Annotated in this window: 18 protein-coding genes and 1 tRNA gene; 3 read left to right on the top strand and 16 right to left on the bottom strand. The window is 71.4% G+C overall.

Annotated elements, in window-relative coordinates; translation table 11 throughout:
- The 5 genes from GCN81_RS04605 to GCN81_RS04585 form a co-directional block, all read right to left on the bottom strand.
- Window positions 1-810 carry an ABC transporter ATP-binding protein gene (locus GCN81_RS04605; protein WP_156722140.1) on the bottom strand — a complete coding sequence of 270 codons (810 nt, stop codon included), beginning with the start codon at window positions 808-810 and terminating at the stop codon, window positions 1-3.
- Window positions 807-3,593, bottom strand: a complete 2,787-nt coding sequence (locus GCN81_RS04600; RefSeq protein WP_156722139.1) for an ABC transporter permease subunit — start codon at window positions 3,591-3,593, stop codon at window positions 807-809. The genes GCN81_RS04605 and GCN81_RS04600 overlap by 4 nt, the downstream gene beginning before the upstream one ends.
- Before the next feature lie 11 nt (window positions 3,594-3,604).
- Entirely contained in the window at window positions 3,605-4,867 is a 1,263-nt protein-coding gene (locus tag GCN81_RS04595; protein ID WP_197287472.1) for an ABC transporter substrate-binding protein, read from the bottom strand.
- A 95-nt stretch (window positions 4,868-4,962) separates the two neighbouring features.
- Window positions 4,963-6,786 carry an AMP-dependent synthetase/ligase gene (locus tag GCN81_RS04590; protein WP_156722138.1) on the bottom strand — a complete coding sequence of 608 codons (1,824 nt, stop codon included), beginning with the start codon at window positions 6,784-6,786 and terminating at the stop codon, window positions 4,963-4,965.
- A 168-nt stretch (window positions 6,787-6,954) separates the two neighbouring features.
- On the bottom strand, window positions 6,955-7,911 hold the full coding sequence (locus GCN81_RS04585) for a LysR family transcriptional regulator (protein ID WP_156722137.1): 957 nt from the start codon (window positions 7,909-7,911) through the stop codon (window positions 6,955-6,957).
- A 115-nt stretch (window positions 7,912-8,026) separates the two neighbouring features.
- Between GCN81_RS04585 and GCN81_RS04580 the strand changes: the two genes are divergently transcribed.
- The gene (locus tag GCN81_RS04580) at window positions 8,027-9,121 is read left to right on the top strand and encodes a bile acid:sodium symporter family protein (protein ID WP_156722136.1); all 1,095 of its coding nucleotides are present in this window, start codon (window positions 8,027-8,029) and stop codon (window positions 9,119-9,121) included.
- Here GCN81_RS04580 and GCN81_RS04575 read toward each other — a convergent pair.
- Both GCN81_RS04575 and fdhD read right to left on the bottom strand, forming a co-directional pair.
- Window positions 9,057-10,304: a DUF4185 domain-containing protein gene (locus GCN81_RS04575; RefSeq protein WP_156722364.1), complete on the bottom strand. Its 1,248-nt coding sequence runs from the start codon at window positions 10,302-10,304 to the stop codon at window positions 9,057-9,059. The genes GCN81_RS04580 and GCN81_RS04575 overlap by 65 nt on opposite strands.
- A gap of 271 nt (window positions 10,305-10,575) precedes the next feature.
- Window positions 10,576-11,424, bottom strand: coding sequence for a formate dehydrogenase accessory sulfurtransferase FdhD (gene fdhD, locus GCN81_RS04570; protein ID WP_156722135.1), 849 nt, complete (start codon window positions 11,422-11,424; stop codon window positions 10,576-10,578).
- A 302-nt stretch (window positions 11,425-11,726) separates the two neighbouring features.
- Here fdhD and GCN81_RS04565 point away from each other — a divergent pair, with 302 nt between their 5' ends.
- Complete coding sequence (locus GCN81_RS04565; RefSeq protein ID WP_156722134.1) at window positions 11,727-12,674, top strand: beta-ketoacyl-ACP synthase III; 948 nt, start codon at window positions 11,727-11,729, stop codon at window positions 12,672-12,674.
- Window positions 12,675-12,854: 180 nt separating this feature from the next.
- Window positions 12,855-12,939 (top strand) — tRNA-Leu (locus tag GCN81_RS04560).
- A gap of 13 nt (window positions 12,940-12,952) precedes the next feature.
- On the opposite strand, the gene GCN81_RS04555 is transcribed toward GCN81_RS04560, so the two are convergent.
- From GCN81_RS04555 to GCN81_RS04515, 9 genes are read right to left on the bottom strand one after another with little or no spacing between them, the layout of a single operon-like run.
- Window positions 12,953-13,984, bottom strand: coding sequence for a phosphotransferase family protein (locus GCN81_RS04555; protein ID WP_156722133.1), 1,032 nt, complete (start codon window positions 13,982-13,984; stop codon window positions 12,953-12,955).
- 9 nt (window positions 13,985-13,993) lie between these two features.
- On the bottom strand, window positions 13,994-14,971 hold the full coding sequence (locus GCN81_RS04550) for a LysR family transcriptional regulator (protein ID WP_156722132.1): 978 nt from the start codon (window positions 14,969-14,971) through the stop codon (window positions 13,994-13,996).
- Window positions 14,972-15,030: 59 nt separating this feature from the next.
- On the bottom strand, window positions 15,031-16,650 hold the full coding sequence (locus GCN81_RS04545; protein WP_156722131.1) for an AMP-binding protein: 1,620 nt from the start codon (window positions 16,648-16,650) through the stop codon (window positions 15,031-15,033).
- 36 nt (window positions 16,651-16,686) lie between these two features.
- Window positions 16,687-18,273, bottom strand: coding sequence for an amino acid adenylation domain-containing protein (locus GCN81_RS04540; RefSeq protein ID WP_156722130.1), 1,587 nt, complete (start codon window positions 18,271-18,273; stop codon window positions 16,687-16,689).
- Window positions 18,270-19,298 (bottom strand): hypothetical protein, encoded by a 1,029-nt coding sequence (locus GCN81_RS04535; protein WP_197287470.1) that lies wholly within the window; start codon window positions 19,296-19,298, stop codon window positions 18,270-18,272. The genes GCN81_RS04540 and GCN81_RS04535 overlap by 4 nt, the downstream gene beginning before the upstream one ends.
- Window positions 19,295-19,924 (bottom strand): 4'-phosphopantetheinyl transferase family protein, encoded by a 630-nt coding sequence (locus GCN81_RS04530; protein WP_231626368.1) that lies wholly within the window; start codon window positions 19,922-19,924, stop codon window positions 19,295-19,297. Before GCN81_RS04530 ends, GCN81_RS04535 begins: the two co-directional genes overlap by 4 nt.
- Entirely contained in the window at window positions 19,921-21,126 is a 1,206-nt protein-coding gene (locus GCN81_RS04525) for an acyl-CoA dehydrogenase (RefSeq protein ID WP_231626367.1), read from the bottom strand. The genes GCN81_RS04530 and GCN81_RS04525 overlap by 4 nt, the downstream gene beginning before the upstream one ends.
- Entirely contained in the window at window positions 21,119-22,345 is a 1,227-nt protein-coding gene (locus GCN81_RS04520; RefSeq protein WP_156722129.1) for an acyl-CoA dehydrogenase family protein, read from the bottom strand. The genes GCN81_RS04525 and GCN81_RS04520 overlap by 8 nt, the downstream gene beginning before the upstream one ends.
- A complete protein-coding gene (locus GCN81_RS04515; RefSeq protein WP_156722128.1) occupies window positions 22,342-22,617 on the bottom strand; it encodes an acyl carrier protein in 276 nt (91 codons plus the stop codon). The genes GCN81_RS04520 and GCN81_RS04515 overlap by 4 nt, the downstream gene beginning before the upstream one ends.
- Window positions 22,618-22,623 lie beyond the last annotated feature (6 nt).

The raw sequence follows: 22,623 nt of genomic DNA, 5'->3' as shown, positions 1-22,623 counted from the left end.
TCAGGGCGGTGCGGGCATTCCCGTTGACCGGCCGTTTACGGACGCGGTGCCCAGGTACGCGTCCCGCACCGCCGCGTCGGCCCGGACCTCGGCCGCCGTACCCTCGGCGAGTACCGCGCCCAGATCGAGGACGACGACCCGGGCGCAGAGCTCCATCACGAAGGCCACGTTGTGCTCGACGAGCAACACCGCGCAGCCCTGTTCGTCCGCCAGGCGGCGGATGACCGCGGACAGCTGGACCCGCTCGTCCGCGGTCATCCCGGAGGCGGGCTCGTCCAGGAGCAGCACCCGGGGCGGATCGGCCAGGGCGCGGGCCAGTTCGACCATACGGGCCCGGCCGACCGGCAGCGCGCCCGCGGAGCTGTCCGCCAGGGATGCCAGACCGCAGGCGCGGAGCACCGCCGTGGCGCGCTCCGCGCGTGCCGCCGCCCGGCTACGCCGGCTGGGTGCCGCCAGCATGTCGGCGGCCAGACCGCCCCCGCCGCCGCGCCACTCCTGCGCGACCAGCAGGTTGTCGGCCACCGTGAGCTGCCCGAACAACTGCTGGCGCTGGAAGGTACGGCGCATCCCGTGCCGGGCCCGCCAGACGGGGGAACGGCGGGTGATGTCCGCGCCGTCCAGCAGGACGCGGCCCGCGTCCGGGCGGCGGATGCCGGAGACGACGTCGAACAGCGTCGTCTTGCCCGCGCCGTTCGGCCCGATCAGCCCGCACACCTCGCCAGCGCGCACCCCGAGTGACACACCGCTGAGGGCGCGTACGCCACCGAAACGCACGCCGACATCCCGGGCCTCAAGCACGAATCCGGTCATGGCCGTGACACCTCCTGTGCGCCATCGGGCGTATCGGGTGCATCCGGCGCACCGGGTACACCGGGGGCGCTCGGCTCATCTGCCATCCCCAGGTACGCCTCGGTGAGCTGGTCGACCCTGACGTCGGCGCGCGGGCCGCACCACGAGACGCGGCCCTGCGCGAGATACGCGACCGTGTCGGCGACGCCCAGCACCTCGGCTGCCTTCTCCTCGACCAGGAGCAGCGCGGTGCCCGCGTCGCGCAACTGGGTGAGCAGATCGAAGACGTCGTCGACCACCCGGGGGGCGAGGCCGAGCGAGGGCTCGTCCGCGACCAGAACCCTCGGCGGCCGTTGCAGGAGGGGTGCGAGGGCGAGCAGCTGCTGCTCGCCGCCGGACAGCGACCCGGCGGTGATCTTGCGGCGGGCGGCGAGTGAGGGGAAGCGCGCGTACACCGCGTCCCGCTCCACGCGCTCGCGCAGGTGCAGCGCGAGGTTCTCCTCGATGGTGAGCGCCGGGAAGATCCCCCGCCCTTCCGGGGCGAGCACCACCCCCGCTCTGGACCGCCCGACCGGCCCCTCACGGGTGGCGTCCCGCGCGTCGACGTACACCTGGCCGCCGCGTGGCACGAGCAGGCCCGCCGCCACCTTGCACAGCGTCGACTTCCCGGCACCGTTGGGCCCGAGCAGCGCCAGGAGCTCACCTGGGCGTACGACGAGGTCGACTCCGTGCAGCACGGACGCCCCGTCGTACCCGGCGTGGATGCCGCGCAGTTCGAGCGCGGGCGCGGAGCTCTCCCGAGCTGTGCCGTCCGCGCTGTCTGTGCCGTGCGTGCCGTCTGTGCCGTGCGTGGGCGCCGGGCGCGGCGTCACGTTAGCCCGTACGGGGGAGGGGGTGGCGGCCCTGCGCCGATGCAGCCGCGTCGGTACGGCCGCGCAGTAACCGTCCGGATCGTTGGCCAGGGCCAACCCCGCCAGCCCGAACAGAATCACCGGCAGATGCGCGGACTGCGTCACATAGTCCGCGATCACGTGTGGGACCACCGCGAACACCAGCCCCGCCACCACCGCGAACTGCGGCCTGCGCACCCCCGCCGCGACCACCACCGCCAGCCAGATCAGCCCGGTCATCGCGGTGAAGTCGGTCGCGGTGATACGGGTGTTGTACGAGGCGTACAGCACGCCGCCGAACCCGGCGAGCCCCGCCGACAGGGTGAACAGCAGCAGTTTCGTACGGATCACGGAGACGCCGCAGGCCATCGCCGCGGCCGGTGCGGAGCGCACCGCGAGCATCGCGCGCCCCGAGGCCGAGTTCCGCAGTGCGCTGAGCGCCGCCACGGCGGCCGTGACGAGTACGACCATCGCCACCCCCATCGCCCGGTCGTCGCTCAGGTCCACCGGGCCGAACGCGGGCCGCGGGATCGCCCACCCGGTGTCACCGTTGCGCAACCAGCCGATCTGGAACAGGACATGGTCGGCGAGGAACGCCAGCGCCAGCGTGGCGAGCGCGAGGGACCGTCCGCCGAGCCGGAGCGCGGGCAGCGCCACCAGCGCTCCGAGCACCGCGGCCACACACGTTCCGACCAGCGCCGCCCCGAGGAACGGCCAGCCGTGGCTCATCAGCAGCCCCGCCACCAGCGCCGCGCCCGTGACGAAGGTCGCCTGTGCCAGCGAGACCATCGCCCCGAGCCCGGTCACCACGGTGAACGACACGAACACCAGGGAGATCGCCAGCCCCCCGGCCAGGATGCCGCTCCAGAAGGGCGTCGTGACGGTGTAGAAGGACACGGCCAGCAGCACCGCGCCGACCGCCCACGGCCCCCAGCGCCGCGCCCACGACCGGCTCGCCAGATAGTCGACCGGCGGGGCGTCGGCCGCCGCCGTGCCCGCCGTACGCTGCCGCCTGGCCACCAGCAGCAGCCCGGCGAAGAGGATCAGGAACGGCACGGCGGTACGGAACCCGGTGATCCGCTCGGCGAACGAGGCGTACCCCGCGACCAGGTTCTGCAGCACCCCGAGCGCCAGCCCGCCCGCGAAGGCGAGCGGGATCGAGGCGAACCGCCCGAGCACCGCCGCGGTCGCCGAGACGAACAGGAAGAGCGTGTAGTCGTGCGCCGAAAGACCCAGCAGCGGCGTCGCGAGCACCCCCGCGAGCCCGGCCAGCGCCGACGACAGCATCCATGCCACCGACGACAGCCGGTCGGCGCTCATCCCGCGCAGTTCCACCAGGGACCGGTTGTCGACCGAGGCCCGCAGCCGCAGCCCCAGCGGGGTGTGCCGCATCAGCACCCACAGACCGACCGCCACCACCGCCGTGGCCACCCAGGTGATGAGCTGGTCGGAGTCGACGCCGACCCCGTCCATCAGCTGCCAGGACGTGGCCGGGCTCGGCCCGACCCCGGGGAGCCCGAACGCGTTCTCGGCGGGCCGCACCGGCGCGCCCGCGTCCTCCAGCAGCTCCACCACCCACATGCCGAGCGCGGGCAGCGCGACCAGCAGTCCGATCGTCGCCACGATCTGGGCCGTCTCGCCGACCCGCGCCAACTTGCGGAACATCAGCCGGTCAAGCCCCCAGCCGAGCGCCGGGGCGAGGACACACACCACCAGCAGTGCCGTCGGGACGGCGGGCCAGCCGAAGCCGGAACGCAGTTCGTAAAAGGTGAGCGCACACAGATAAGCCGTGGCGCCGTGAGCGAAGTTGAAAAGCCCGGACGCCGAGTACGAGAGCACCAGTCCCGTCGCCAGCAGGGCGTACAGCGCACCCGAGACCAACCCGCTCAGCACAAAGCCCAGCAGATCCGCCATGCCCGCCGCCCCTACTTGAACGGGATGGGTTCGTAGCACCTGAAGGGCGAGGACACCTCGTACGAGCCGTTCTTCAGCTGCACCAGCGCCCCACAACCGAACGCCTCCCGCTGCCCCTTGGGAAGCGCCCGGTCACCGACCATCGTGTCCGTGTCGGAGAAGCCCGCCGCCGCCTTCTGGAACGACGCGACGGTCAGTTCCTTCCCGGCGCGCTCGGCGATGGCCAGGAACAGGTCGGCGGACATATAGCCGGTCATCATGTGCATATTGAGCGGCACCTCCTTGCCCGCGGCCTTCCTGATGTCCGCCTTGAACTGCTTCATCCGGTCACTGCCGGACTCGAACGGCTCGAAGGGCAGCAGCACATGGACGCCGTCCAGTGCCTTCTTCGTCGCCTCCTTGGTGAGCAGGGCCGGGTCGTAGTCGGTCGGGTCGGTGATGACCCCCTTGAACCCAGCGCGCTTGACCGCGGTGAACAGGCCGATGTTGTACGGCGTCTGCATCACCGAGACCACCACGTCGGGCGCCTTGCCGCCGTCGCTGCGCAGGATCTCCTTGGTGTACGCGGTCCAGTCGCTCGGCAGCGAGGTCGCGGGGACGGCGGCCTTGGCGTAGGCGACCTTGAACCCGGCGGTGGCGAAGCTCTGTTGGTAGGTGCGGATGGCGAACGTACCGGCGTCGTTGTCGTTGGCGAGGATCGCCACGGACCTGCCCTTGGCGCCACCCAGGACATCGGCGAGTCCCTCGGGCCAGCTCTGGGTGATGGTGCCGCCAGGCGTCGGCACCATGCAGCCGCCGAAGCCGTAGATATAGGTGGGGCCGCAGAACTGCGGGACGGTGCCCCAGCCGAAGGTCGGCACCTTCTGTTCCTGGAGGAAGTCGGCCCCGGAGAAGGTCACCGAGCTCATCGGCGAGACCGCGAAGACCTTCTCGCGCTGGACCAGCTTGCGGGCCGCGGCGAGGTTCTTGCCCGGGTCCTGCCCGTCGTCCTCGGCGCCCGCGTAGTCGATCTTCCGGCCGTTGACCCCACCCTCGTCGTTGGCGCGCTGATAGCGGGCCTTGGCGCCGAGGTCGGTGTCCTTCTTGGAGTAGCCGCTGGCGGTGGTCATGGAGACGATGCCGCCGACCTTGATGCTGTCGTCGGTCACTCCGCGTACCGAACTGCCCTGGTCCGAACCGGATGTGGGTGTCGAGGCGGAATTGCACGCGGTGGCGAGCAGCAGTGCGGCAGCGGCGGCGGCCGTGGTGGCGATGGTGCGGATGGGTCGCAACACAGTCGGTTCCCTCCCTCGGAGTGACCGAAAGTCTGCGGTGGACCTGACGACCCGTCAATAACTGACGCATCGATAATTGATGAACCGTCAGATAGTCAGTTGGGGTAGAGGGCCTCGACCTCGACGGCGTACGCCTGCTCGATCGCCTTGCGCTTCAGCTTGAGGGACGGGGTCAGCAGTCCGTGCTCCTCGGAGAACGGCTGGGCCAGCATCCGGAAAGTGCGGATCGACTCGGCCTGCGAGACCAGGGTGTTGGCGGCGACCACGGCTCGCCTGATCTCGCTCTCCAGGTCCGGGTCGCGCACCAGCTCGGCGGGTGCCAGCTTCGGCTTGCGGCGCATGTTCAGCCAGTGGTCGACGGCCTCGGGGTCCAGGGTCAGCAGTGCCGCGATGTACGGACGGTCGTTGCCGACGACGATGCACTGCGCCACCAGCGGGTGCTCGCGCACCCGCTCCTCGAGCTGGGCGGGCGAGACGCTCTTGCCTCCGGAGGTCACCAGGATCTCCTTCTTGCGCCCGGTGATGGTCAGATAGCCGTCGCTGTCGAGCCGCCCCAGGTCGCCGGTGGCCAGCCACCCGTCACGCAGAGCGGTGTCGGTGGCCTGAGCGTCGCTGAGATAGCCCTGGAAGATATGGGCGCCGTGCAGCCAGACCTCGCCGTCCTCCGCGATGTGCACCGAGGTGCCGGGGATCGGGTGGCCCACGGTGCCGAAACGGGTCCGCCCGGGCGGGTTGGCGGTGGCGGCGGCGCTGGACTCGGTCAGTCCGTACCCCTCATAGATGGTGACTCCGGCGCCCGCGAAGAACAGCCCGAGGCGCCGGTCCATCGCCGAGCCGCCGGACATCGCGTTGCGGATTCTGCCGCCCATCGCGTCGCGCACCTTGGAATACACCATCTTGTCGAAGAGCTGGTGCTGCATCCGCAGCGCGGCCGAAGGGCCGGGACCCGTACCGAAAGCCCGGTGCTCCAGAGCCTCCGCGTACCGCACGGCGACCTCGACGGCCTTGTCGAAAGGGCCCAGCTTTCCCGCCAACTCCGCCTTGCGGCGCGCCGCGTGGAAGACCTTCTCGAAGACGTACGGCACGGCCAGGATGAACGTCGGCTGGAAGCTGCACAGATCGGGCAGCAGCGCGGCCGCGCTGAGCTCCGGCTGATGCCCGAAGACGACCCGGCTGCGGATGCCCGAGACCTGCACCATCCGTCCGAAGACATGGGCGAGCGGCAGGAACAGGAGGCTGGATGCCTCATCTCCCGGCTGGGAGTGGAAGATCGGCTCCCAGCGGCCGACCATGGTGTCGCACTCGAACATGAAGTTGGCGTGGGTGAGCACACACCCCTTGGGGCGGCCGGTGGTTCCGGAGGTGTAGATCACCGTGGCGGTCGACTCGGGCGTGACCGCACGCCGGTGCCGGTGCACCACCTCGTCGTCGATGTGCTCGCCCGCGGCGCGCAGTTCGCCCGTCGCGTCCGCGTCCAGTTGCCAGAGCCGCTTGAGGTGGGGGAGCCGGTCGACGACCGAGCCGACCGTCATCGCGTGGTCCTCGTGCTCGACCAGACAGGCGGTGACGCGCGCGTCATGCAGCATCCACCAGACCTGGTCGGCCGACGAGGTGGGGTAGACGGGGACCACCTGGGCGCCGACCGTCCACAGCGCGAAGTCAAAGAGCGTCCACTCGTAGCGCGTACGGGACATGAGGGCGACCCGGTCCCCGAACCGCACCCCCTCCGCGAGCAGCCCCTTGGCCAACGCCAGTACCTCGTCACGGAACTGTCCGGCGCTCACATCCCGCCAGCTCCCCGCGACTTTGCGACGCAGCGCGATCCGGCCTGGGTCCGACGCGGCATGGGAGAAGACGGCGTCGGCCAGTCCGCCCACCGGTGGCGCCGCCGCCAGCGGTGGGGAAGTGAACTCGTGCACTGACACTCCCTTGTGGCGCTCCGCACAGCGCCGGTGACGCTACCCCACCTGGTGCGCCCTGGGGAGAGGCGCCGTCCGCGCCCGGAATCCGGCGAAACGGTACAGGTCAGCCGTCGAAATGCGGCCACAAGGGGAGGGGCCGGGGCAGATTGCTGACTCAAGAGTAAGTTACGGTTCCGTAATCTCCACCGAATCTGTACCGCTTCTACCGCTTCTACCGCTTCCGCCGACTCTGCCGCTTCCGCTTCCGCGTAGCCGGTCCCCGCTGGCCAGGATCGCCGCCGCCAGCGCCTGGGCCGGGCCCCGCGCCCCGGACACCCCGGCGCCGTACAGCAGCACGAAGTCCACGCCGCCCAGCTCCGGAAGCAGCCCGGACCGCACCCGGGTCAGGCCCGGCGGGATCAGGCCACGGCTGTGCGCCATCACGCCGAGACCCGCGTGGGCCGCGGCCAGCAGACCGTTCAGGCTGCCGCTGGTGCAGGCGGACCACCACGGGCGGCCGTGCCGCTCCAGGACCTCCAGAGCGCGGGCGCGGGTGATGCCCGGTGGCGGGTAGGCGATCAGCGGCACCGGGCGGTCCGGGGCGAGGCGCAGGCCTTCGGCGCCGATCCAGACCAGCTCGTCATGCCAGACCACCGTCTCGCGAGCCCTCTCGATCTCCGTCCCGTACGCGCCCCGGGTGCCACGCTTGGCCAGCACCAGATCGAGCCGCCCCTCCGCCAGCCGCTCATGCAGCGTCCCGGACAGCTCGACCGACAGCTCCAGGTCCACCTCGGGGTGCTCACGGCGGAAGGAGCTGAGGATCTGCGGCAGCTGGGTGAGCACGAAGTCCTCCGACGCCCCGAAGCGCAGCCGCCCGCGCAGCCGGGTGCCCGTGAAGAACGCCTCGGCCTGCTCGTGTGCCCGCAGAATCGTCCGCGCGAAGCCGAGCATCGCCGCACCGTCCTCGGTCAGCCGCACGCTGTGGGTGTCCCGCGTGAAGAGCTGCCGCCCGGTGGTGTCCTCCAGACGGCGCACATGCTGACTGGCGGTGGACTGCCGTAGGCCGAGCCGATGGGCGGCCTGGGTGAAGCTGAGGGTCTGCGCCACCGCCAGGAACGTACGGAGCTGCGAGGGGTCGTACATCCCTCCAGGTTACTGGGGCTATCGCGATTCATGATGACAATCAGTTGCCTGTGTGGGTTTCCCGATGACCGGCGTTCGGGGGACGATGGAGGGAATGACGACCTGACATGCCCTGATGACCTGGAGCACGTGCGCCGTGAAGTGGAAGTGGCCGACCCGGCTACCCGTCGATCCGTTCATCCTGACGCTGCTCGGGACCGTGGGGATCGCCGCTCTGCTCCCCGCGCGCGGCAGCGCGGCCGAGGTCGCGAGCGGGGCGTCGACCGCCGCGATCGCCCTGCTGTTCTTCCTCTACGGCGCCCGCCTGTCGACCCGCCAAGCCGTTGACGGACTGCGCAACTGGCGGCTTCACCTGACCGTGGTCGCCTGCACCTTCGCGGTGTTCCCGCTGCTCGGTCTCGCGGCGAAGGGACTGGTGCCGTACGTCCTGACCCCCGCGCTCTACAGCGGTCTGCTCTTCCTCACCCTGGTCCCCTCCACCGTCCAGTCGTCGATCGCCTTCACCTCGGTCGCGCGCGGGAACGTGCCCGCCGCGATCTGCGCGGGATCGTTCTCCTCGCTGATCGGGATCGTGCTGACACCGCTGCTGGCCGCGGCCCTGATCGGCGGCCAGGCGGGATTCTCCGCCGACTCGCTGCTGAAGATCGTGCTCCAGCTCCTGGTGCCGTTCCTGGCCGGACAACTGCTGCGGCGCTGGATCGGCGGCTTCATCGCACGGCACAAGAAGGTGCTGGGCCTGGTCGACCGTGGCTCGATCCTGCTCGTCGTCTACACCGCGTTCAGTCAGGGCATGGTGCGGGGCATCTGGGGCCAGGTCACCCCGGCGCAGCTCGGCGCGCTGCTCGGCGTCGAGGCGGCGCTGCTCGCGGTGATGCTCGCGCTGACCTGGTACGGCGGCAAGCGGCTCGGCTTCGACCGGGGCGACCGGATCGCGATCCAGTTCGCCGGGTCCAAGAAGTCCCTGGCGGCCGGACTGCCCATGGCGAGCGTGCTGTTCGGGGCGCAGGCCTCGCTCGCCGTACTGCCGCTGATGCTCTTCCACCAGATGCAGCTGATGGTGTGCGCGGTCATCGCACGGCGCCGCGCGCGCGACCCGGAGGCCTCAGAGGACTCAGAGGCCACACAGGCTTCAGAGGACTCAGCGGTCAGTCCGCGGGACCCAGCTTCAGCCGAGCGAAACGCGGCCGGTACAGGTCCACGTTCCGAGTGATGTGGGACTGTCCGACGCGGGGTGTCGCGTCCAGCCAGTTGACGTCGTAGCTGAGCAGCACCTGCCCGTCCCGCACCGTCCCGCCAGCCGCTCCCGCTCCCGCTCCGCCGAGCGCGGGATGAGCCTGCGGGTTGTAGGCGGTCGCGTCCTTCCGCGGGGCGCTGTCGTGCGGCAGCGGCGGGGTGAAGGCCTTCGTCGGCCCGTACCACGGCCCGCTCGGCGAGCAGGCCCAGTACGAGGTGACGGTGGTCAGCCCCTCCGTACCGGCCGCCATGGTCAGCAGCACCCAGGTCGACCCGTCCCGTACGACCGTGAACGCGCTGCCCACTCCCTTCTCGCCGCCATTGCCGAGCACCGGACGTGACCTGACGTCGCGGGTGTCCCAGTCGGAGCCGTCCCAGTACTCCCACGCGCCCGGTTCGGCGAGCCTGCCGTCCGGCACCCGCGCCAGGTGAGCGGCGGATGCCGGGCGCGCGGTGGCCTGTTCGTCGCTGCCGCCGAACACATACGTATAGCCGTCCTGGTCGACCGCCGTGGTGCCATACAGCACCCGGCGCGCGGGGTCCTCGATCCCGGACTGGTCGGACACCTTCACGATGTCCTCGACCCGCAGGTCGGGCAGCGACAGCGTGGCCACCTCGGTGGCCACCGGCACCCCGTAGATCCACGGCCCGGTCCCGTTCTCACGCGTCCACAGCACCACCCGTACGACCTGCTCGTCCGCACCCGGTGAACGGGCCTCGACCTTGGCGGCGACCGGCCACCGCCACTGCCCCGCGGCGGGGTCGGGGAACATCGGCGCGGGCAGGGTCTGCTCCAGACGGCCCGCCGCCGACATCACCACGCCGGAGTTGCGCAGCAGCGGTGTGTTCACGTCCCGCCAGGAGTGCGGCTGGCCCGCGAGGTTCGGCGGCGGGTTGACCTGGCCCAGATAGGTGTCGGAGAACAACCACAACACCCGCCCGTCCGGCAGCCGCACTGAGTGGGTGCCATCGCCGCCGGTCCAGTCGTCGGTCCGGGAGGCGTCATTGCCGTACCGCGTGAACTCCCCGGTCGTCAGCTCGTCCGCCGACCAAGAGGCCACCTTGCGCGGCGCGCAGTAGGCCGCCCCCTCGCGGTCCTCGTCCGGCAGCGTGGTGAACAGCGCGGCCACGACGAGCGCCACGAGCAACGCGAGCAGCAGGACGACTCCGGAGCCCTTCCCGCTCCCTTGGTTCCTGCTTGTCTGGGCGGGCGTGGGGCGCGCGCTGTGGGTGACGGACACGGTCCGGACGTTAACTCGCGCCGATGATCTGGTCCATGGGGGTCGCCATACGGTGTCACGCGTCACAGGAGTGGCTCATGGGCCCCGCCGCTGAGCGGGCGCCCGAGAGAAGCCTCAGCAAGGCCGCTCAGCAAAGCCGCTCAGCGAAGCCGCCCAGCGAAGCTGCTTAGCCTTGGGTGGTCTCGGCCGCTCAGCCTTGGGTGGTCTCGGCCCGAAGGGCGATGCGGTGCTCGCCCGCGTAGACGTTCATCGAGGACCCGCGCAGAAAACCGACCAAGGTCAGCCCCGACTCCGCCGCGAGGTCCACGGCGAGCGAGGACGGCGCGGAGACCGCCGCGAGCACCGGAATGCCCGCCATCACGGCCTTCTGGGCGAGTTCGAAGGAGGCGCGCCCGGAGACCAGGAGCACCGCCCGCGACAGCGGCAGCCCGCCCTCCCGGAGCGCACGACCGACCAGCTTGTCGACCGCGTTGTGCCGCCCCACGTCCTCGCGTACGTCGAGCAGTTCCCCGGCAGGCGAGAACAGCGCCGCCGCGTGCAGGCCCCCGGTCCGGTCGAACACCCGCTGCGCGGCGCGCAGCCGGTCGGGCAGGCTCGCGAGCAACTCGGGCTCGAGCAGGACCGCGGGTCTGTCGGTGATCTCCCAGCGCGCTGTCGTCCGTACGGCGTCCAGGCTCGCCTTGCCGCACAGTCCGCAGGACGAGGTGGTGTAGACGTTCCGCTCCAGGGTGATGTCCGGGATCTCGACGCCGGGCGCCGTCGTCACATCCACCACGTTGTACGTGTTGGAGCCGTCCTGGGTGGCCCCCGCGCAGTACACGATCGACCGCAGCTCGTCGGCCGAGCCGAGCACCCCCTCGCTCACCAGGAACCCCGCCGCGAGCGCGAAGTCATCGCCCGGGGTGCGCATCGTGATGGCGAGCGGCTTGCCGTTCAGCCGGATTTCCAGCGGTTCCTCCGCGACCAGCGTGTCCGGGCGGGCGGAGACGGCCCCGTCCCGGATACGGATGACGCGGCGTCGCTCGGTGACGCGTCCCATGACTCGATCAGCCCCGGTTCTGTACGTGTCGGCAGCCGAAGCGGCCCTTGATGCCTTGGCGAGCCCATTGTCCTGCACAGAGAACAGCGAACGTGAGACCCGCGCCTTGTCGTCGACGCCAAGGCGCGGGGTAACTGGGGGTGGCCCACTGGGGGCTTAGGGTTGCCGTCCGTAACTCATGTCGATGATGAGAAGCCTCCAACCTCTGCACCTGAATCCTGTTGTCTTACGAGTCTTCGTACTGGCGAGTCGCTCTCCAGACTGGAGAGTCCCGTTTGTCTCCGCTGGAAGGGCCCTCGCCCATGAATGGTTCACGCATCGTCGCGGTCGGGCACTACCAGCCCGCGAAGGTCCTGACCAACGACGATCTGGCCACCATGGTCGACACCAGCGACGAGTGGATCCGTAGCCGCGTGGGCATCAGGACCCGGCATATGGCCGGGCCCGACGAGCCGGTCGACGAGCTGGCCGCGCATGCCGGGGCCAAGACGCTGGCGGCCGCCGGTCTGGCCGCCGAGGACATCGACCTGGTCATGGTCGCCACCTCCACCGCGATCGACCGCTCCCCGAACATGGCCGCCAGGGTCGCCGCCCGGCTCGGCATCCCCTCGCCCGCCGCGATGGACCTCAACGTGGTGTGCGCGGGCTTCACGCACGCGCTGGCCAGCGCCGACCACACCGTGCGGGCCGGTGCCGCGACCCGGGCACTGGTGATCGGCGCCGACAAGATGACCGAGATCGCCGACTGGAGTGACCGCAGCAGCTGCGTGCTCCTCGGCGACGGCGCCGGCGCCGCGGTGATCGAAGCGGCGGCCGAGGGTACGGAACCCGGGATCGGCCCCGTCCTGTGGGGCTCGGTGCCCAGCATGGGCCATGCCGTACGCATCGAGGGCACCCCGCCGCGGTTCGCGCAGGAGGGCCAGAGCGTCTACCGCTGGGCCACGACCCAGCTCCCCGCGCTGGCCCGGCAGACCTGCGAGAAGGCGGGGATCGCCCCCGAAGACCTCGCCGCGGTCGTACTGCACCAGGCCAATCTGCGGATCATCGAGCCGCTCGCCGCGCGGATCGGCGCCGTGAACGCGGTCGTCGCGCGCGACGTCGTCGACTCCGGCAACACCTCGGCGGCCAGCATCCCGATGGCCCTGTCCAAGCTCGTGGAGCGCGGCGAACTGCGTTCGGGCGAGCCCGCGCTGCTCTTCGGCTTCGGCGGGAACCTCAGCTACGCGGGCCAGGTCGTCCGCTGCCCCTAAGGGGCGGCACCCCTGCGGGTACGCCCGTGCGTAACCGAGCCATCACGCACCGTGCGGCTCGGATGCCGCCCGCCCCGGACCCCGTGGACCCGGCAGATATGCAGGTGAAAGGCGTCCGGAATCCTTGGTATTGTTGTCCACGTCGCCGCGGGGCCCACTCCCACGGCTGACAGACACCTAGTCCGGGTGGCGGAATGGCAGACGCGCTAGCTTGAGGTGCTAGTGCCCTTTATCGGGCGTGGGGGTTCAAGTCCCCCCTCGGACACTCGTAGCAACTTTCACTCACAAAAACCCCAGGTCACCTGGGGTTTTTTGGTTTCCGGGCCGTAGCGGGCGAAGAGTGCCTCGAGGTAGTCCTCCAGGCGCCTGGCCAGCAGAGCATCGGTCAGGTCGGTGCGGCCGAGTTCCCGCCACGGTGTGCCGACCTTCTCGGCGTACGGGGCGAAGGCCAGCGCGTCCAGCAGGCGCCAGTGGAGGTGGGCGGCGGGGTCGGCGGCCAGGGTGCCTCCGGCCGCGACGTACTGGTCGGCCAAGCGCATGCCGGTGGGGACGCCGTGCAGCAGAGCCAGGTTCGTCGAGCAGTGGGCCACGTCCAGGTCGGCCGGGCCCCAGGACGTCTCCACCCAGTCCACGACACCGCTGATCCGCAGGCCGTCGCCGTCCCCCGTGAACAGGACGTTGCCGGGATGGAAGTCCCGGTGCAGGAAACAGGCGCGGTGGTCCGGGGGATCGCGGCGGATGACGTCCACGGCCCGTCGCCACAGCTCAGGACGTCGAGTCTCCTGGGGTGGGCTTACGCGCTCGGGTGAGGTCCATGCCTGGTAGGGACGAGGCCGGTCCGTCGCGGTCACCGGGAGTTGGTGGATGCGCAGGAGCTGACGGGCCAGCAACTCGGCGCGCTGGTCCGCGCCGTCGTTCGCCAGGTGTACGGAGCCGGGGAGCAGGGTCATCAGCAGGGAAGGGTGGTCGCAGTACCGCGCCGTCGCGTCCACGGCCACCAGCGTGGCCGCGGGCACGTCCGTCGTGGCCAGCAGCCGCAGAATCGCCGCCTCGCGGTTCAGCAGCCCCTCCGCGTGGCGCACGAAGAAGGGCTTGACGAACGACCGCAGGACGAGCGAGCGTCCGCCGTCCGGCCCGCTGACGTCCAGCCGGCGCATCTGAGACGTCCAGCCACCACGCAACCGCGCCGCGTCCTCCACGCGCTCCCGTCCGGTCAGCGCCTTCTCCACCCAGGCGCGGGTCGCGCTCCAGGGCTGTTCGTCCGTGTCCGCGGGCTGTTCGTCCGTGTGCGCGGTCTCGTTCGTCGCCATGAGGCCAGGCTAGCCAGGGGCTGTTACGTGAGGGAGGCGCGGGGAGGGGGGCTGGGTCAGGGGGGTCGTGGAAGCTCGTACGCCCGGCGTGCCGTCGTGCTGCTCGCTCGTCACCTGTACGGCGCCCGCGATGAGCGCGGTGAGCGCGGCGTTGCCCGCGTTGGCCTTGCGCCAGGCGATCTGGGTGTACGTCTGGACGTCGGGCGTCCACGCGAGTGGGCAGAGTCGGCCGTCGGCCAGCTCACGCCGTACGGTGATCGCGGGCAGCAGCGCCATCCCCATACCCGTACCGACGCTCTCCTTGACCGCGTCCACCGAGTCGAGCTCGAAGACCCGAGGGCTGTCCGCGGACCCGGGCAGACCGATCGACCGCTCGAAGAGACCGTGGTACGCGGCACTGTTCTCGGCCCGCAGCAGCGGCGCGGTACGCAGGTCAGCCGCCGTGATCTCGGCCCTGCCCGCCAGGAGGTGGTCGGGACTCCCGACCAGTACCAGGGGCTCCGGGCACAGGACTTCGGTGGCCACGCCCTCCCAGTCCCGCACCGTGTCGATGAAGAACGCGCAGTCCAGCCGCCCGTCCCGGACGTCGGTGACGGCGTCATGCCGGACGGCGGAACGGAGCGACACCTGCATCTGGGGATAGCGCCGGTAGACGTACTCCACCAGAGGCATCAGACGGTACTTGGTGAGGCTCTCGACCGTGCCCACCACAAGCCGTCCGTGTGGCTGCCCGCCGGAGCGGACCGCCTGCTGGGCACGGTCGGTCAATGCGACGATCTCGCGGGCGTACGGGAAGAGTTCGCTTCCCATGGGCGTCGGCCTGACGCCGCCTGGCAGGCGTTCCAGGAGGATGGTGCCCAGGCTCTGCTCCAGGGACTTCACACGGGTGGTCACCGTGGGCTGGGACAGACCGAGTCGCGCGGCCGCTCTGGTGAAGCTCCCGATGTCCACGACAGCGGCGAAAGCGGCTAACTGCGGCACGTCCACGGCCTTGCACCTCCAGAGCCTGACCTACGTCAGTGGCGACTACCAGCATCGCCAGGCCACTAGAGCCGCACTTGGGAGCCGCCCGCGTTGTCGGCGGACAACGCGGCGAGTGCCCTACGGTCCACCTTGCCGTGCTCGGTCACCGGGAGTTCGCCGACGACACGCAGTTTCTGCGGGACCATGTAGCTGGGCAACGCCTCGACACAGAACGCCGTCAGCTCGCCCTCTGTGACCTCGACCTCGCCGCGCTCCAAGGCGACGTACGCGCCCAACTCCCGCTCGCCGTCCGGCCGTTCCAGGGTCAGCGCGGCGGCTGCCGCCACACCGGGAAACTCCAGCAGTCTGCGCTCCACTTCGCCGAGCTCGACCCGGTTCCCCCGGATCTGCACCTGCGAGTCGGTCCGGCCGCAGAAGTACAGCTCGCCCCGCGCGCCCCGGTACGCCAGATCGCCGGTACGCAGCACCCGCTGGCCGGAGCGTGGGACCAGCGGATCGGGCACCAGTGCGCGGGCGGTGGCGTCCGGGTCGTCCCAGTAGCCGGTGAACAGGGCAGGGCTGCGCAGGTAGATCTCGCCGATGACATTCGGTTCGGTGATGGCGCGGCCGTCCTCGTCGATGAGGAGCATCTCGGCGCCCGGATGCGCGAAGCCGATCGAGAGCCGGTGCGGATCGTCCGCGAGTGGCGCGGGTACGTCCGTGAAGGAGCAGGCCATCGACTCGGTGGCGCCGTAGCAGTTGACCAGCCGCGCCTCGGGCAACGCCTGGCGCAGCTGGCGCAGTTCGGGGAGCGGGAAGTCCTCCCCGCAGAACAGCACCCCGCGCAGCCCGGCCAGCTCCGCCAGCTGCTCCGGCAGGTGCCGCAGCGTGTGCCGCCAGATCGACGGCACCCCGTCGACCTGTGTCGCACCCGTGTCGCGCAGCACCCGCAGAAAGCGACGCGGCCAGCGCAGCAGGGTGCGCGGCACCGGCACCACCGCCGCGCCGCTGCCCAGCGCCAGACCGATGTCGAGCAGCGAGAAGTCGAACTGGAGTGGGGAGGTGGTAGCGACGCGGTCCTCGGGTCCGACGATGCCGTGGCTGAGCATGCCGCGGTAGAAGGAGACCACCGCGCGATGGCTCATCACCACACCCTTGGGTCGGCCGGTGGTGCCCGAGGTGAAGATGATGTACGCGGTGTCCGTGCCGGTCACTTCGCGCCTCAGCCGGGTGCGTGGGGGCGCGGGGCGTTCCACGGTCAGCCCGTGCGCGTCGAAGCGGCCCAGGGCGATTCGCTCGGGCAGGCCCGTGCGCGGCTGGTCGGATGCCCGGAGGTACAGCGCGGGTTCGGTGGTCTCGACGATCTTGCGGACCCGGTGGTCGGGTGCCTCCGGGCTGACCGGGACGAACGCGAGCCCGCGCGTCGAGCAGGCCAGGAACATCGCGATGGCCGCGGCGGAGGTGTCTGACTCCAGGATGACCCGGTCACCGATGTCGAGGCCGAGCCCTTCCAGCGTCCGCGCGAAGTCGGTGACCAGAAGCCCCAGTTGACGGTACGAGGTGGTGCGGACATCGTCGTTGCCCGCGAACTCGACCACGGCCGGACGGTCCGGCGTCGTCGTCACGGCGGCCAGCAGGAAGTCGTGCAGGAGGGAGGCGGGAGGTTCGGGGTGCGCGGGGTGCGCGGGGTGCGCTGTCGCCATGGGGCACATCCTTTCCTTCGGGCTCGGGGCGACCGCTCAGGCGGCGACGGGCTGGGACGGCTGCGCGAGTCGCGCGAGCAGCGCCGCGCGGTCGACCTTGCCGTTCGGGTTGAGCGGAAGCGCGTCCAGGGGCTCGGCGCCACGCGGCACCATGTAGGCGGGCAGCCGCTCGCGCAGCGCGCCGAGCAGTTCGTCGGCGGGCCGCGGGGTGCCGGTGTAGAAGGCCTCCAGGAAGAGCGCGTCGTCCCGGCCGGACACCGCCACCACCACGGCCTCACTGACTCCGGGCTGCTCCAGCAGGACGCTCTCGATCTCGCCCAGTTCGATGCGGTAGCCGCGGATCTTGACCTGGTGATCGAGGCGGCCCAGATGCACCAGCTGGCCGTCCTGGTACCGCACCCGGTCGCCGGTCCGGTACCAGTGCGCGTCAGTCAGCGGCCCCGATCCGTCGTACACCGTGGCCCGCCCCCCGGCCACGCCCCGCTCCTGGTCGAAGGACACGAACCGCCCGGCGTTGTTGGCCGGGTCGAGATAGCCGGGGAAACGCTGCGGGCCACGTACGCACAGCTCGCCGTCGTCGGTCAGCCCGCCGTCCTCGTCGAGTACCAGGTGTTCCAGACTCGGGTACGGGGTGCCGATCGGCACCGTCCCGTTGGTGGTCCCCGGCCAGTCCTCCGGGTCGTCGGGAAGCCGGAACTCGGTGCAGGTGATGGTCAGTTCGGTGGGCCCGTAGATGTTCTCCAGCGTGCTGTGCGGGGCCGCCTCCCGCCAGGCCCGCGCGTGGGCCACGGTCAGCGCCTCGCCGCAGAACAGGCTCCAGCGCAGCGTGGGCATGCTGCCGGGTGCCAGGGCGCGCAGCCGTAGCGCGATGGAGGCCACCGACGGCACGGAGTTCCAGTGTGTGATGCGTTGCCGGTTGACGTAACGCACGGGCGCGAGCAGGTCGTTGGGGGTGGGCACGACGAGGGTCGCGCCCGATCCCCAGGCCGCGAACAGGTCGTACACCGACGGGTCGAAGGTCAGGTCGAAGGTCTGCGACACCCGGCAGTCCGGGCCCAGCTCGTAGCGGGGAATGATGTGCTGAAGGTAGGCCGAGACATTGCGGTGCAGGACCGGCACGCCCTTGGGCCGCCCGGTGGAGCCGGAGGTGAACAGGATGTACGCGACGTCGTCGGGGCCCGCAGCGCAGTCCGGCAGCTCCGGCACCGGGCCGGTGCGCAGCGCCGCCGACGCCGCCGCGTCCCACGCCAGGACCGGAACCGGTAGCGTGGCGTCGCCCAGCGCCTTGGCGTCGGCGATCACCAGGTCGAGCCCGGCGGACTCGGCGACGACGGCATGGCGGGCCGGGGGAAAGGCCGGGTTCAGCGGTACGAGCGTCGCGCCCAGCCGCTGCACGGCCAGATAACCGGCGTAGGCGAGCGTGCTGCGGCCCGCGAGCAGGCCGACCCGGGACGGCACCCCGCCGTGCTGGGTCACCAGCGCACCGGCCAGCCGTCCGGCCATCGCCTCCAGATCCGCGTACGTCAGCTGGTCACCGGCCACCTCGAGGGCGGGCTGCCGGTCGCCGTGCGCGGCGGCCGAAGCGGCGAACCAGCCGTAGAGAGTCTCGCGGTCGTCGTTCATCGGGATCGTTCCTCCGTCACTGCCCGGGACTCCGTCGCCGCCCGGGAATCCGTTACTGCCCGGGGCTCCGTCACCAACCGGGACATGGTGTCGAGTACGTCATCGAAAGCCTTGGCCACCAGGCCGGGCCGCGGCCGTCCGCGCTGCCCGGACACGACAGCGAACCGCAGTGAACGCGGCAGCTCACCCCAACTCGCCGCGGCCTCCGCGGCGATGGACGGTGACAGCAGTCCGGCCTCGGCGAGCACGGCCAGCCGGTGCTGGTGGTGCCGGGCCGCCGCCCACACGTCGTCGGCGTTGCGGGCCAGCGCGTCCGCGTCCTGGCTCAGCCGCTCGCCGAGGAAGGAGAGCACGGCCAGCGGCTCGCTGACCCAGGTGCCGCGGCGGGGATGGGCGGCGGTCACTGGCTCGCGGACCAGCCAGCGGTACTCCATGGGGCTGGACACCGGGACGGCCTCGCCGAGCGCGAAGGTGTCACGCAGCGCGTACTCGGGAACCTGGCGGCCCACGGGAGTCAGCGCGGCGCGCAGCTCGTCATCGTCCAAGGTGCCCGCGAACGGCCGCTGTTCGCCCTGCGGGAGCAGCGCGCTGAAGTGGTCGGTCAGCCGCCACCGGCCGCCCGCCGCGCGCTCCAGGAGCACCCAGTGCGGCACGTCCACCAGCCCGAAGGCGGGTGACCAGCTCAGGTAGCGGGTGTTTCCGCAGGCCAGCACCCTCCCGTTCAGGGCGAGTTCGCGGTCGAGGGCCGCTTTGGCATACGCCCAGTTCCCGCTGCCGCGGTAACCGAGCTGCTGCCCGTCCGGGGTGCGGTCGATCCGGCCGTGATGCGAGAACGCCAGCTCGCCGCCGGGCGCGTCGGTACGGACCGACAGCCGGACGGCGTGTGCCAGCCGTACGTCCACGTCTGGGATCCACGGGCGGAGATAGCTGACCAAGTTGGTGGTGTAGCAGCTGAGTTCCGGAGCTGCGGTGAGGGTGGGTGCGCTGGGGGCGGGCGTAGTGAAGGTCGGTGTGGGTGTGGTCATGAGGGCTCCTTCCAGGCGCAGCTGAGCGGGGTACGGGACAGCGAGCGCAAGCTGCGCCATCGCAGGCCACGCCAGGTGCCCGTGTGGCGTCCTGGCGGCACGCCCACCGTCCAGGGGCCGCGGGCGAGGCCCTCCGCCTTCACGCAGGCTTCCTGCGCGGTCCAGATCCAGGCGAACTCCCGGGCGCGTTCGGGCCCCGGCAGCGCGTCGAGCACGGCCTGCCAGTCGGACCGGCCGCGCAGACAGCGCCGTACCACCGCATCGTCCAGGCGTCCGGGCGCCCGCTGTACGTCGACGCCGACGGCGGGCCCGCGCGCCGCGCAGGCCGTCACGGTGTCCCGGTCGTGGGCCACGCTGACGGCGATACCGGGGAAGCCCTCCAGGCCGGGCTTCCCGTACGCCCCGGCCCGCACCTTCGCCTCGGCCGCCTCCGGCGCCACGGCCGAGAGCAGCTCCCGCAGCACCGCGCGCCCGGCCAGAAACTCAGCCGCCCGCCACCCGGCCATACCCGCCGCTGCGACGGCGTCGTCGGGGTGGACGGGGCGGACGGGGCGGACGGCCACCGCGCCGCCGACCCGGGTGCGGGCCAGTGCCCAGACGTCGTGGGCGACCCTCAGGACAGTCACGGGGCCAGCTCGGCGAGTACGGTGTCGGCGGACCCGGCGACCGTCGACAGGACGACCTCGGTCGTACCGCCGCCGATGCTCCACAGGGCCGCCTGGGCGCGCGTCTGCTGCATACCCGACGCCGTGAAGCCCTCGGCGCCCCGGAACTGCGCGCACTCGGCGAGCACCCGCTCCAGGGTGAGGGCCGCGCTGCTCTTCAGCAGCGCGGCGGCCGTGGCATCGTGCGCGTCGACCACCCTGGGGCCCAAGTCACGCGTCATGGCGTGAAGTTGGCGTACGAGCAGCAGACAGGTGGCGTACCGCTGGCGGACGCTTTCGAGCTGCCACAGCGGACCGTCCCCGACCTGGCGCCGCTCCAGCCACCGTTTGGTGTCGGTCAGTACCCGGCGGCACAGGGCCACGCCCCACAGGGCGCCCGCGAGCCGCTCGACCGAGATATGCGCGGCGAAGGCGACCAGTCCGCGGCCTGGTCGGCCCACCAGGTGCTCGCGCGGCAGCCGTACGCCGTCGAAGCGGATATGCCCGGTGCCGGAACCGGCGAACAGCTCGGTGTCGGCGGCCTCGACCTGGACACCGGGTGCCGTGGCGGGAACCAGCACCCAGGTGAAGCTGGTGAAGTGACGGCCAGGGCGGTGCCGGGCGAGCACCAGGAACTGACCCGCGTGGGTGGCGGCGGCGATCCAGCGTTTGCCGCCGTTCAGTTCCAGGCCTTGGGGGCTGATCCGTAGCTCGGTACCCAAAGCGGTCAGATCGGAGCCCGCCGCCTCGTCGGTCGCGGCGAGCGCGGTGACCGAGGTCCCGGTCAGGGCGTCGGCCAGCGCCCGCGCGGCCGGTCCCCCCACCGGATCGAGCGTCAGCAGCGGTACGGAGGTGGCGAGCTGGATGACGACGGGCAGCAGCGCGGGAATGCCGACGCGGGCGTCCACGTCAGCCAGTAGCGCGGCGAGCCGCGCCTGGTCGACACCGGCCGCCGGGTCCCCGTCGCGGTAGACCTCGGCGATACGCCCTGTGGCCCCCAGCGCGGCCCACACCTGGCGGCCGTCCGCATCCCGGCCGAGCCGGTCCAGCGCGTCGGGGGGAGGCTCAGCGGAAGACTCGACCGACGGCTCAGCGGGCGGCTCGGTCGACGGCTGAGCGGGCGGCGCGGCGCCCGGTGGCTGCCCTGGGCGCGTAGGGAAGCGCAGTACCGCCTGCTCAGACAAGGCGCACCTCCGGATCGAGCAGGGCGAGGCGGCCGTCGGCCAGGTGCAGCCGGTCGTTGCTGTAGTTCAGGGCCGCCGAACGCAGATCGCGCAGGGCCCGCTCCAGACCGGTCGGCGAATCCTTGAGATAGCCGTGCCGCAGCCCGACCGCGTCGACCAGGTCGTTGACGGCCGCGTGACACTGCTCGGCAGCGGTGATCTTCAGCGCGTTGAGCAGCAGCTGGTTGCGGGGTGTGGACAGGTCGCCGGAGGAGGACACGACCTCCTCGGTATGACACAGCAGCGCGTGTACGGTGTCCAGCCGCTGCCGCGCCGATGACAGCCTGGTGAGTAGTAGCTCGGATGACAGGTCGAAGCGCTTACGCCCCGCCGGGCTGCGCAGCAGGCCCAGCACCCTGGACAGGGCCCCGCTCGCCGTACCCAGCCAGCACGCCGACCAGCCCAGGTGCGCGAGTGGCCCGAACACCTCGGTGGCGATACGGGAGAACTTGCCGTGCTCGCCCACCACTTGGTGCCCGGGCACCTTCCCTTCCAGCTGGAGCGCGATGCTGTGGCTGGCCCGCATCCCCATGGGCTGCCAGTCGCCGCTGCCGGTGATGCGCAGTTGGTCACGCCGGGCGTAGACCAGGGACACCTGGGTGGGCGAGGTGGCCCCCGGGCTGCGCAGGGTGATGAGGAAGCCGTCGGCGTACGCCCCGCCGGTCACGATCGGCGCGAACCGGTCGATGGCCAGCAGTCCCTGGTCGGAGTCGGAGTCCGACGTCAACTCCGACTCGGCACTGAGGAGATGGCCGCCCTTGCCCGCCTCGGTGGTCACCGACGCGAGGTAGACCCGGCCCGCGGCGAGGTCGGGTAGCAGCTCCTCGCGTAGGTCAGGGGAGCCGTGCTTGACCACGGCGGCCGCCTGCTGGCAGTGCATTGCGAAGATCATCGCCGCCGACATGTCCGCGCGGCCGATCCGCAGGGACGCGTCCAGCAGATCGCCGAGTGAGCCGCCGAGTCCGCCGTACTCGACGGGCACCAGCAGCCCGAGCAGCCCGCTCTCGCGCATCGCGTCGAGCGCCTGTACGGGGAACTCCGCTTCCTGGTCGGTACGTTCGGCGTGCTCGGCGGCGACGTCGGCGACCAGCCGCGCGCGGTCGGCCAGGCTCCTGGGCGTGGCGGCGGCATCGGTAGCCCCCGAGCGGGCGGCGGCGGCGGGGGCGGCCGGGGCGCTCATGCCGCTGCCACCGCCCCCGCGGATCCGCCGTCGGCCTCGGCCTTACGGGCGGCCTGCACCGCGGACCAGAGACTTCCCGCCGTGGCGAACGTCGTGTCATTGAGGTCCTCGTCCGGCAACGGGACGCCGAACGTGTCCTCGATGGCGAAGAGCAGGTCGATGGAGTGCATGGAGTCCAGCCCGAGCTCTGACAGGGTGGACTCAGGGGTGAGTTCCTGGCCGTCGAGGAAGGGCAGGAAGCCGGAGAGCAGTTCGACGAAACGCGGTTCCATGGCGGT

It is taken from the genome of Streptomyces apocyni (assembly GCF_009739465.1).
Lineage (GTDB): Bacteria > Actinomycetota > Actinomycetes > Streptomycetales > Streptomycetaceae > Streptomyces > Streptomyces apocyni.
Note: the sequence above shows the minus strand (reverse complement) of the source record. Positions and strands in the feature narration are given on the sequence as shown.